Genomic DNA, 13,254 nt, shown 5'->3' with positions numbered 1-13,254 from the left:
GTAATATTAAAGGTTAGTAATGTCAATGTTGTGATAACGGTGCAAATGTACAACTTTTTTAGTTGAAAGTTGAAAATTGAAAGCTTATTTAGTTGACAATTGACAGTTGACTGCGCTATCACGCTGCACAGTACTTCTCCCCTCTCCATTCTCCCCTCTCCCTTCTAAAACGGGTATCCGATAGCAAAGTGTAACCCCAACTGTTTCCAAAATGCACCTCTGACATTGTAATATCCGGATTTCCCTGTATCATACGGATCATGTAAAGGAACTCCGCAATCAAGGCGGAAGATCAGAAAATCAAGATCATAACGCAATCCGGCACCTGTGCCAAGAGCTACCTGCTTCGGAAATGTTTTGAGACGAAGCTGTGCATCGGGACGCTCAGGGTCATAACGCATCAGCCACACATTTCCGGCATCCAAAAATACAGCACCATGCAGGTCTTTATAAATACGAAAGCGGTATTCGATATTTGCTTCGAGACGTATATCGCCGGTCTGGTCAAGATAAGAGAACTCACTCTTCTCGGGATGATACCCACCGGGGCCAATGCTACGTACGGTAAAGGCACGAATACTATTGGCACCACCCACATAGAACTGTTCATTATAAGGAGCTACTGTCGAGTTACCATAAGTCCAAAGAACACCTCCGGCTATACGAGCAGCAATGGCATTATTACGATCTAACTTCCAGAGATAACGATAATCTGTATTCAGTTTAAGGAACTGGGCAAACGGTGCACCCAGCAATTTCTTATTCTTCTCACTAAACGGCTGCCCGAATATACGATAAATACCAGAGGTTATATTACCAGCAGAAGTAAAAGTAGTCTGCCACCAGACAGGGTTGCGTACACTGCGAACCGAAGAGTTATCATATGTGTAGGTGTACTCCATAGCCGGAACAAACTGATCCTGCAAACTAAGTAATAACGCCTTGTTCTTTTCTGCAACTTCCTCAAAGGCTTCTGTACGATGTTGCAGCACGTTAAACGTCAGGCGGAAAGGAGTCAGCGAATGTCGGCTGGTAGGAGTCGGTTGAAAATCATACGTTGCGTTTCCACCAAAAGAAAGTAACTTATAATACTTTGCACGGTTCATCTGATCGGCATACAACTTAAAAGTAGTAGAAGCAGGGAAATCATACTCCCGTCCTCCAAAGCGAGGGAACACTACACGTGGAAACATAAGGGAAGTTGAAGCTCCTATCTCCCAACTGTTCAATAAAGAAGAGCCTTTTCCCCCTCCAGTTTGCCATTCATAAGCGCCTTTCAATTTCACATTCCAGGTTTCACCACCACCAAACACATTGTTACGGGTGACGGAAAAAGAAGCTCCCGGCCCTGTCTGATCATTACTTTTTGTAGTAACATTCAATTCCAGTTCCGCATCCAGTGGTTTGTCAAACGTAGCTTGCAGACTAACATCAAGTGTATCACAAGCCGCCGTTGTATCTCGAGGTACATATTGCATATCCATGTAGCGGAAAATTCCCAACTGTGCCAGTTTCTCTTGCACACGTTGTTGGCGATACTGACTGTAAAGACGGCTACGCTGCGAATTGCGCAAAGAGTCATTCTTCACATAAGCCTGATAATTCAGCCATCGGTAAAGCATATTGGGACGCACCTGCATCTTCTTATAATAATGTATCTTCATACCCCGGTAATCCATACTGTCATTCGGTTGCTCCCCGTTTTTACCTATCAGATAAACGGTTTTGTTTCCTACATAATACTGACGCTGTGCAGCTACAGGCAAACCCGGTACAGGGCTAAGCCGCAAACTAACATGTCCACCGGGTACAAGCGTAGTATCTGCCTGATAAGTCATATAGTCAGAACGAAAATAGAAATATCCCAGATTACGTAACAAAGTACTGATACGATTGCGCTCTTCATCCAAATCACTTACATTAAACTGCTCGCCCGGAGTAAGTAATGAACGGCGGCGCCCCCGCTCCATAATACGAAGGGTTTGCGGTGTAAAGCGACTATAATATACTGTATCAATAAAATAAGGATCACGCATCTCCACAGTATATTCCACTCTTGCTTTAAGGCTATCCTTCGGATTGACAATGGTTTGTTGCGTCACTTTCCCATTGAAATAGCCATAATCATGCAGTAAATTGGTAGCTACCTTGACGCGAATTTCCGGATTTACAGTAGAAATAAACACTGGTTTTGCAGCAAAACGATTGAATATCCATTTACCGAAACCTTTCTCGTACTTCACAAAGTCATTATATACCCACATACCGAAGGGGATAGGCAGAATACCAAATAACTTCGTTGACGGACTTTTATCCAATGCAGCCGTAACCTCACTGATAGCCGTCTCACCCACAGGAGTGGCAGAAGCATCCTTAAAAATATTTTTATTTCCCGTGTACAGCACTTCACCTTCGGGCAAATGTTTTGTAGTGGAACAGCTGAATAATGTGCCAATAAGAAAATACGCCAATATGCCAATAAAAAATAGGGATATTCCTCGTTTGCGGGTTATTCTTACTATTTTCATTTCTTCTTCTTTTTAAAAATAAACAATTCACTCAGACGGTCCATCTTCTTACGAAGTACAAGGCCAATACCGGTCTCAGTTATCTCACCTTCAAAAACACTTTCATAGTTCTTGTTGTGGAACAGGCGGATATAACGTGTCCCCGATTGATCCAGACGATACTCCAGAGAGATGTTGTCAATAAACGATTCTACATCATTGGTAGCATTGGCTCCGGTAGAAACTTTACCTCCCAACACAATCTGGAAACGGTCATTAAAGAGGCGCTGTGAGTAACGGAAACTATAATCCGTCCGCTTACCACCGGCATCCGAATCATCATGGTCTTCGACACCAAACGACAGACTGGCATTCTTCATATTTCCGGTAAGAGCATTAATCTGACTGGCAAGTACCGAGTTCAGGGCAGCTCCCATATTCAGGTTCATGCCACCGCCACTACCCGAATCGGCAAGGAATATACCTGTAGCCAACATTGCCACGGCCTGTTTGCTACGTTCGTCCGGTCCCATTCCCGCCAATTGATTTTGTACCGAAGCATCATCGGGTGCATCTATTTCAAAGGCTAATGAAAGATTGTCAAGGCGATTCTTTACAACAATAGAAATATCAAAGTTCACCATTCGCGATGTTCCATCCTCCTGCGACACAGAAGCCCGCATACGTTCCGTAGCCCGGAAATTCAGCAAAGGATCCATCGGATTACCCGTCCAGTCCACATAACTGCCGTTCTGTATCTGGAACTCTTTCAACGGAATAACCGGAAGAGCATATTTCATCATACCTCCGGAAAGGGTATAGCGCCCGGTAAGGGTAAGATCTCCCTGTGGCGTATATTGCAAAGACAAATCACCTCCACCTTCAAGCTCAACACGGCTGCTACGGTCTGCACTTAAATCGGCCTTCAAACGGACAGCCGGATCTATGTGTACAGTCATTATCATATCCAGCCCGCCCAGAGAAAGGGTCGGGACTTCTTCTTTATTTAAAGAAGTAGTATCTGCAAACGAAGTGAAAGTCACCAGATCACTCAGCCGGTCCTGTACTGTGAGTGGAGAGTCAGTAAGTACATAGGTAACATCCGTATTGCCCAGCAAATTCACATTACCACGCATCATAAGTGCCTCCAACGGACCACGTACCGTAGCATCAAAGTCAACAAACACCTTACCATAGACCATACTTTCCTTCGTCCGTTTGGCATTGAGCAATGTATAGTTCTCAGCAAACAGTTTCAGGTTTGCCATCGGACGGCTCATATCGCGAAAGTCTACATAACCGTCAATACTGAACGGATTCTTGCTGGTAGTATAAATAGCGAATTTATCAAATACGATGCGATTATTCTGTACTTGTATCGGACGGTTATCAAATGTAAACCGGGCATCTGCCTGGCGTACATAAACAGAAACACTATCCAGTGATAATCCACCATTTATCAATGGAGTATCAGTATATCCCGTAATATGCAAATCACCATCCATATCACCGGAAAGAGTTACCATCTGATCGGGTACAAACACATTGGCAATAGTAAGCGGAAAGTGCTCAAGTGTGGAGTTTACCACAATACTGTCTTTCCCGGAAATGGTAGGATACAATGCTCCGTCAGCAACCATAATCTCCGTACCTTCATGTGTCAAGTACGTATTAACATACTGCTTGCCAGCCTCACCCGGAAGCCAGGTAGCCCCCAAAGAAACATCGCCAATACGTTGACGCTCGTAAGTCAGTTCATCAATACTGGCCTCAGCAGAGAGCTCCAGTGAGTGTTCCGTTTGTATATAGTGGGCCTCGGCAGAAAGTAACCCGGTAATTTCGGGCATATACGGCAAGATACTGAATAGTTCATCCAGCCGGATACGACGCAACTCGACATCCATATTCTGTAACGAAACAGTATCACTTGGCAGAGACTGCATCCGGATCCCCATTCCTTCACTATCCTGCATATCCACATTAGCATAAACACGCATATTATTATGTAGATAAATCCAGTTGTGACGCTCCTCAAAGCGAAACTTATGGAAAGCAATAATAGGCTCCTCCGGTATCAGGGTCAGGGCAATTCCGTTCCCTTTACCACGACCGCCATAAAGAGGCTTGGCATTGACTCCGAAAAGCAGTCCGGTTTTTCCTTTATCATTAATATATTGTGCGGTCAACTCGGCATCCTTGTCACGTATTTCTCCTGTAAGAATCGATTTAAAAGAGATTTGCGGATTCTTCGGTCCATTGATTACCCCGCCATACAAATTAATATGGCTTGTATCTTGCTTCAAAGTCAGAAATATAGTATCAAGTTGCAAGGTATCTATCTTGAGTGCATGAAGAGAAGCCTTACCATTAATTCCCCAATCGGGTGCACAGCCTATTTTGACAGAAGCATCCTGATACGATATTTTTTGTGTGGCAAGATACCATGCCATCGGATTGTTGCGTCCTGCCGAGAAAGAAAAGATTGCGGTAGGCAATGCTTTACGCAACTCTGCATGATCCAATTCTTTATTATCCAGTTGCCTCATCAGTATATCTGCAAAATGAGTAGACTGGCGAATCAAAGGTTCTAATCCGGCACGAGCACTAAGGTTCAGTTTCAAGTCACCGGAAGTAAGATGAGTAAACACACGTTCCTTGCGAACTTCTCCGGTAAACTGAAAAGCCAACATTTTTTCCGGATCTTTCCCCAAACTGATACCTAATAGTTTTTCAGTATCGAGAGAAGTAACATCCAACTCTACTTTTCCATCCGGATAACGATGGGCTAAATGATATTCCGCATCGGCTTTCATCTTCAGCAGAGCATTGTCACTGGTCAGTTGCGCCGTAGCAACAGCGTTCTTAAGAGCTCCCGAAAGCTCAACACCTGAAATCTTATAATCGGCATAATGTAATTTATCTACAGATGCATTGACTGTAGCAACAGACCGATAAGAAGTAAAGTCCAGTCCACGTCCGCGGGCAGAGAGAGAGGTGGTCAGTTCATAGATAGAATCATGCGGAAGAAAATGATTCACCTGCAGATCTTCAATTTTCAAATCAGCACTGTATACTTCGGTATTTGTATTAAGATTGGCAGTAAGATTCAACCTGCCTTCTTTTTCTTTCAGCTGCAAACGAGCATCATACTTAGATCCCTCCATCCCCAGACGAGCATTGAGCAACATACTATCCGGAATAGCCAGAGGCGCTCCGGGTTTCATATCTGCCAACGCTGTCAGGAAGTTTAGGTTTCCGGTTCGCATCTTCAGATCAATAGCAGCAGAGCGAGTGACACTATCCATCAGGTTATATAGTTCTCCGCCACCATCCAGTGAAAAAGCACCGGGCAAATCAATCTTAAAGCGGGAAATCTGCATTGATTTCAGGTTTCCTTCTGTACCCGCCTGAACAACAAGCGGACGGAAGGGATAAGCCTCTTTAAACGCATCGGGTAATCCGCCGGCAAACAAAAGTACATCCTGTTTGCCTATAATAGCATTGAAACGAGCTGTCAAACGCCCTGTAGTAGGAATATTTACCAATTCCCAATACGTCTGAGCAGTTAGATTCATTTCTGAATGGGGAGTGAGCAAACGGAAATAAGGTACACGAATCAACGTACTATCAGCAAAGACACGTCCTGTGAGAGAAGTGACACTAAGTCCCGAACGCTCATTCATAGAGAATTCACGAATGACTGCGTTCATATTACGCCCCCGGTAGAGAACAGAATCGATGCCGATACGAATATCACGCAAAGCGATATGCGAAGGATCAAACCCATCGGCAGGCAAGGTACTCCCTGTATCATAATTGACCGAAGCTCCTGTCAGCAAAAAAGACCGCAAACCATAAAACTGCTGTTTAAGGTCAGCAGACACATCATTGACACTCGCCTCATCTACATGAGCAGCCATACGCATAGAATCAGCAGGAAGTTGCATACTGAAAGAGACATTTTTCAGATTAAGTGCATGAAGGTTTACTTTCCAGTTGACAGGTGCCGAAGCTGTGTCCGTTTTTTCCGTAGTAGTGGTATCTGTGAGAATAAGTCCAATATGAGTATCTGAAAGCTCTGCACGATTTATAACAGCTGCCTCGTTAGTAAGGTCTACACCATGGCTTTCGAGGAAGAAACGTCCCAGTACACCACGAATCTGCATACCTTCTATCAGGTTAGCCGAATTGACAGCTACACGCTGAATTGTAATATCATCCACCTCTATTTTCCCTTTAAACAAGGGCATAGCCTGTACATGTACATTGAGACTGGCCAATGTGAGTAAAGTGTCCGGAGTCTGTATGACTTCTACATCCCGTACCAACAGGTTTAACGGGAAACGAAGATCAATACGTCCGACATTAATTTGCATGCCGGTAGCCTGAGATGCATATGCAGTAGCCTGCTTCCGTAGAAAATTCTGTACGGGAGGCACATAAAGTAGTATCATTAGTACTACAAAAAGTAGTATAGGAGTGAGTAGAATCCAACTCACCCATTTTATCCATTTTCGTTTCATCAAGCGTGTTTCAATACTTTAAAGAGATACAAAGTAAACAAATAAATCCGTGAAAAAGATTTAGGAGTTTAATAAATACTTCCTTGCCTCCTCTACAACTAACCATAGCAAAGGCAATACAGCCTCTGTTTTTTGTTTCACTTCATCAGAAATGTCCTCATCGCGACGAGCTTCCAGCCAAGACAGTAACGGCACTATATTTCCTGCGCCTATCAAAGTCAGTAACGGAAGCAATTTGTGCGACATACCAGCAATACCAGCCATATCTTCATCCTCCAATGCCTTCTTCATCCGGCCAATATTTTTCTCGGTTTCTTCTATAAAGGAAGAAATAATAGAACGTGTAGCCTCCGGTTCGTATTCAGAAAAGGCGGCAAGAGCTTTGAAATTCAGAGAATTGACAGTTAGAGAATTGACAGTTGACAATTGACAATTGACAGTGGGCTGCGCTACTGTACTCCATACTAATGGCTTCTCCTTCACTATCAATTGTCCACTGTCAACTCTCAACTGTCCACTGTCCACTGTCAATTGTCCACTGTCCACTGTCAACTGTCCACTGTCAACTGTCAATTGTCCACTGTCAATTGTCAATTGAATAAGCTCTTTCACCGTAAATGGTTTATGCAGACAGCCGGCAAAGCCATGTTCCAGGAACTCGGCTTCATTCATATCGCTACGGGCTGTAACCGCTATAATCGGAATTGTTTTTGCCTGGGGGATATTGGAAGCACGAAGTAACTTCAACAGATCAAAACCATTAATTGCGGGCATCTGGACATCTGTAAGTAATACATCAAAATGATTCTCACGAAGTTGCTCTGTTAACTCGTCAAGTTGCTCACAACAAGTAGCATGAATACCCTGCTGCTCAAGCATGGCAGCAGTGAGTGTCAACTGTATTTTATCATCATCGATAAGCAGAATCTTTGTTGCAGGAACCAGAAGTTGTGGTCCTTCATCCTCTTCGGCAACAGGAACAGTATCAGTCTTATTTATTGCAGTTTGTTTTTTATCCTTATCGTCTGCTATGGCTTTACCTACGGGGAATAATGGCAGAATCACTGTAAATGTGCTCCCTTCACCTACTACACTCCGTACATCAATTGTGCCTTCAAGCAAAGTAACCAGTTTGTGCACAATAGAAAGCCCAAGTCCAAAACCTTCTTCACCTTGTGCACCGGGGAGTCGGGTAAACTCCTGAAAAATACGTTCCCGGTCTTTGGCAGCCATCCCCTTACCGGTATCCGTTACATCAATGTGCAAACGAGAGGAAGAATAGCTTACTGAGAGCGTAATCTCTCCTTTGGAAGTAAACTTCACAGCATTGGAAAGCAGGTTGTTCACAATCTGACGAATGCGAAGCGGATCACTGATAAAACGGTCATCAAGTTCCGAAGCGATATTAGAATGTAGCACAAGACCTTTGGCTACAGTAAGAGGTTCAAAGCTAATACGAATTTCTTCAAAAAGCTGTGAGGGATTGAAAGTAACACGATTGACTTCCGCTTTATTCAAGTCGAGACGATGGAAATCGAGCAAGTCACTGACCAGTTTCAACAGATGCTGTGAAGAACTCTTCATATTATCCAGATAGAAACGCTGACGTTCATCTTCCGTAAGACGAACCAGCAAATCGGTATAACCTATGATAGATCCAAGAGGTGCTTTAAAATCGTGAGTAATAGCAAGCATTAATTTTTCACGGGCCTCCAGCAGATCTTCGGCACGACGGTTCGCGTCTTCCAACTCCGCCCGATAACGGTTACTCCGAGTTATATCTTTCCAGATCAATATAAGAAAAAGGGCAGAAAGCAACACGGCACCTACAGCAATCCCTCCAATGGTACGGGCAGAACGTTGACGAATATCCTGCTCCTTCTGGGCATTGAGTTGTGCGCGTAACACAACATTCTGTTCATACTCTTTCACCAGACTATCAATACGGGCCGTCAGTTGTGTATCGAGGCGGCGGAATTGCACATTTCTCCGCCGGATAGTGGTTTTCTTCTTTGCCCGCTTCTGCTCGCTGGCGGTACGAATCTTCTGATGTAATGAATCGGCAGGATTGTAAGCTTCAAGAATCGTATCGGTAGCAAACTCTTGTGAGGTGTTTACCAATACGGCAGTATCTTGTTTGGAGGGAACGAAAGCCTCGGCCAGCCTCTTAAAAAAACCCTTCTTCTTAGGTTTGGTAATAAGAGAATCACGGGTGGTAATTACGCGATGTTGCACACGTTGTTGAGTGACAACCGAATCCTGTTCAGCTATAATTTCTTCAATCTCTCTGGCGGACAGAAGACTATCATTAGCCTCACTCAACACACGAAGCATCCGGATCGTATTCTGATCTTTTTCACGCAACAGCACCAACAGACTATCCGTCATTAGACTTTGTTGATCGTCTGAAGCCGAAAGGGTCTCCATCTCCCGGTGAACAAACACAAGAGAAAAGAGTAATATTGCCAGCAGAAGAGAGTATCCAATGGCAATCTTTACTTTGGTAAAACGCGAAGGAGTCATATTAAATAATTATTTAATGTGCCAATATCCCAATGTGCCAATTGGCTGCGCTATGATACCACATGGTAATTGGCACATTGGCGTATTGGCACATTATTTCGTTTTGTAGTAGAATCGCCACCACAGCATAATACCCGCACTGGTCAATCCAAAAGGAAAAGCCATCCACACCCCGGTAATACCCCAGTTAAGAACGAATCCACAGAAATAACCTACTGGCAAAGATATCATAAAATAGGCAATAAATGCTATGAGCATCATCGGTTTCACATCCGAAATACCACGCAAAGCATTGGCAAAGTTTATTTGCATGCCATCACCAAGCTGATAAACAAGCATCGGGATGATCAGCATTACAACCATAGCAGATACCTCCTCATTGTCTGTGAACCATCCTCCCAGATAATTGCGGCATAAAAACACAATGCCGCCCAGTACCACCGCCATTGCCATAATCAACTGAAAACCGGCATAAGCAGAACGGCGCACATTAACAATATCATCCTGTCCTTTAAAATTGCTGACACGTACCGCAACAGCAGCTCCCATGCCATAGAACATCATAAACGTAAACTGAGAAATAGCACACATTATCTGGTGTGAAGCCAGTGCAATGGTACCCAGCCAGCCTATCATCACAGCACTCAAACTAAAAGAAGCTGTTTCCATTCCCATTTGGAAAGCAACAGGCCACCCTAAGGCATTGAGGCGGATAAACATTTGCCGTGACCATCCTAAACGGAAAAATCCTACTTTATAACGCAGGAAACGACGGCTATTGAAAAATATCACAGTAAATACAATCACCATTACGATGCGGGAAAACAAAGTACTAATACCTGCACCCAGCAATCCTAATTCCGGAAAACCGATCTTACCGTTAATCAGGATATAGTTCCCGATAATATTCAGAACATTACCACCCAACAATATCCACATCGCAGTTTTAGTATCGGTAATACCATCTGTAAACTGCTTAAAGCCATTGAAAAGCAATACAAATACAAGGGAAATGAGCAATACTATGTAATAAGGCTTAATCAGTGGAAGCAATTCGTCAGGCTGTCCTAACCGTTCTATATTCAAAAACAAAATCCCCATTATCAGTGTCAGCAACAAACCAACAAGCAGATTTGCCAGCAGGCTACAGCGCAAAGCCTGACCAACAGGTGCAAATTTCTTATTTCCATATAAACTTCCCACAATGGGGGTCAATCCATAGGAAAAACCTGTACTGAAAATAATAGCCAGGTTAAATACATTATTTACAAAGGAGGCAGCTCCCAGTTCACTGGTGCTATGATGCCCGATCATCAGCGTGTCAGCAAATCCAAGGATAATGACTCCCACCTGTCCGATAACGATGGGTAATCCCAGGAGAAACAACGCTTTGTAATGCCCCTTGTAGGTTTCATAGAAGTTTCTTAATCTCATGAAAGTAGTGATTAGTGATCAACAATAAGTAATGAGTAGTTAGTGATGAGTGATAAGTGAGTAGAAAAAAGTATGGATATTAAAGGCTACAACCTATAGCGCAGCCCGCTAATCACCCATCACTACTCACTTATCACTAACTCACTAATCACTACTCACTCTTTTATAATACAATACCACTCCGTTAGTCTTGTCAAAAGCTGCTTGTGCTACAGTTTGCAATTGCCCGGCAGTTACAGCCCGATAACGTTCTACCTCTCTTTCCATATCTTCAGCCTCTCCATTCAGCTCGAACCAGGCAAGATTAGTAGCTACATTCAGATAATTGATATTACCAAATATCTGAGTAGACTCAAATTTATTTTTTACTTTTTCCAGCTCTTGTGCAGCGATTGCTTCATTCTGCAGTATCTTTAACTCTTCACGCACCGCAGCTTCCGCCTCTTCCAGTGACACACCCGCTGAAGGTTTACCGGATATATGAAACAATCCGGCATCTATCGAGCCCGAAATAGATGCGTCAATACTGGAAAACAGCTGCTTCTCCTGTACCAGATGTTGATTCAGACGACTGGAACGTCCATTGCTCAGAATATCTGACAAGATGTCAAATGCATAATAGTCAGGATGAGCGCGTTCACACATATGAAATGCCATAAAGAGTGCATCAAGAGGAACATTGCGTTCTACCGTTAAACGCCGCTCTTCTGTTTGTACAGGTTCCTGCGGCAACCGGCGTATCGGAACATCCCTGCACGGAATAGTTCCAAACCACTTCTCGGTAAGGTCCACTGTCTCTTCAAAGGAGATATTTCCGGTTACAGCAAGTACTGCATTATTGGGCGCATAGAATCGGAAAAAGAAATCTTTCACCTCGCCCAACGTGGCATTAGCGATGTGTGACAATTCTTTACCGATAGTAGGCCATTGATAAGGATGCTCTTTATAAGCAAGCGGACGCAACAGATGCCCCACATCGCCATAAGGCTGATTGAGACAACGTTGTTTAAATTCCTCCATTACCACTCCCCGCTGAACTTCCAGACTACGTTCATTAAAATCAAGACTCAACATGCGATCGGACTCCAACCAGAAACCTGTTTCTACATTCTGGCGGGGAACGGTAAGATAATAATTAGTGATGTCATTATTTGTCCAGGCATTATTTTCCCCGCCGGCAAGTTGAAGCGGAGCATCATAATCGGGGATATTCACTGAACCACCAAACATAAGATGCTCAAAAAGATGAGCAAACCCTGTATGTTCGGGATGTTCGTCTCTCGCTCCTACATTATATAATATATTAAGAGCTACCATCTGGGTACTATCATCCTGTGAGTGCACCAGCCTCAGCCCATTGGCTAAAATATGCCTGTTTATCTTTAACATCTTAATCTAATACAGATACTTTAATAATTTTCACATCATCTTCCGGACGGTCACTACGGTCAGTCTTCACATTCTGTATCTTGTCTACAATATCCATACCGTCAACGACCTCACCAAACACTGTGTATTCACCATCCAGATGAGGAGTGCCACCTACAGTAGTATAAGCTTCTATCTGTTCTTTAGTAAAATGAAATTCCGGCTGCTTAGCTGCTTCTTCCTGGGCCTGTGCAAACAATTTTTCCTGCAAATCGTACAATCCATCCTCATCATTGGCTTTACGCATCTTATAAATTTCCTTCATATGTTTCTGCGCCAACCCATTAAAAATATTAGTCAGTTTGTTTTCGTTCATCTGCTGCTCCATACCCAGTAAAGTAGAATCATTGTATACCTTTCCGGTTACAATATAGAACTGGCAACCGGACGACTCCTTATTCGGATTCACATTGTCTCCCTGACGAGCTGCCGATAAAGCACCTTTTTTATGGAAATATTTCGGATAAACAAACTCAGCAGGAATGGTATATCCAACATCACCGGCACCCAGCATTTTACCCTTCGGAGCATTCTTGGAATCCGGATCACCGGCCTGCACCATAAAATCTTTTATCACACGGTGGAACAGTGTACCGTTGTACATACCTTCTTTAGCCAGTTTAATAAAATTATCTCTGTGCTTCGGAGTTTCATTGTAAAGTTTCACTTTAATATCTCCAAGCGAAGTTTCAATCTTCAACATTGTTTCTTTCTGATTTTCCATATCTACATTTTTCTTTTGACCTGGTTTACAAGAAGCTACAGCTCCACAAACCAATATTGTTAATAGTATCAATAAATTCCTTTTCATAACGCTTTCAATTAATTTAAGTTTGCAA

Annotated in this window: 6 protein-coding genes; all 6 read right to left on the bottom strand. The window is 43.3% G+C overall.

What is annotated here, in order from left to right:
- Positions 1-164 precede the first annotated feature (164 nt).
- On the bottom strand, positions 165-2,528 hold the full coding sequence (locus HCG69_RS16435; RefSeq protein ID WP_255586184.1) for a BamA/TamA family outer membrane protein: 2,364 nt from the start codon (positions 2,526-2,528) through the stop codon (positions 165-167).
- Positions 2,525-7,030, bottom strand: a complete 4,506-nt coding sequence (locus tag HCG69_RS16430) for a translocation/assembly module TamB domain-containing protein (protein ID WP_221650940.1) — start codon at positions 7,028-7,030, stop codon at positions 2,525-2,527. The genes HCG69_RS16435 and HCG69_RS16430 overlap by 4 nt, the downstream gene beginning before the upstream one ends.
- A gap of 60 nt (positions 7,031-7,090) precedes the next feature.
- Positions 7,091-9,553, bottom strand: a complete 2,463-nt coding sequence (locus tag HCG69_RS16425; protein ID WP_221650939.1) for an ATP-binding protein — start codon at positions 9,551-9,553, stop codon at positions 7,091-7,093.
- Positions 9,554-9,646: 93 nt separating this feature from the next.
- Complete coding sequence (locus tag HCG69_RS16420; protein ID WP_221650938.1) at positions 9,647-10,987, bottom strand: MATE family efflux transporter; 1,341 nt, start codon at positions 10,985-10,987, stop codon at positions 9,647-9,649.
- Positions 10,988-11,131: 144 nt separating this feature from the next.
- A complete protein-coding gene (locus HCG69_RS16415) occupies positions 11,132-12,376 on the bottom strand; it encodes a pitrilysin family protein (RefSeq protein ID WP_221650937.1) in 1,245 nt (414 codons plus the stop codon).
- A 1-nt stretch (position 12,377) separates the two neighbouring features.
- Positions 12,378-13,226, bottom strand: a complete 849-nt coding sequence (locus HCG69_RS16410; protein ID WP_221650936.1) for a peptidylprolyl isomerase — start codon at positions 13,224-13,226, stop codon at positions 12,378-12,380.
- Between the last annotated feature and the right edge of the window lie 28 nt (positions 13,227-13,254).

The organism is Bacteroides sp. K03, assembly GCF_019734355.1.
GTDB classification, from domain to species: domain Bacteria; phylum Bacteroidota; class Bacteroidia; order Bacteroidales; family Bacteroidaceae; genus Bacteroides; species Bacteroides nordii.
Note: the sequence above shows the minus strand (reverse complement) of the source record. Positions and strands in the feature narration are given on the sequence as shown.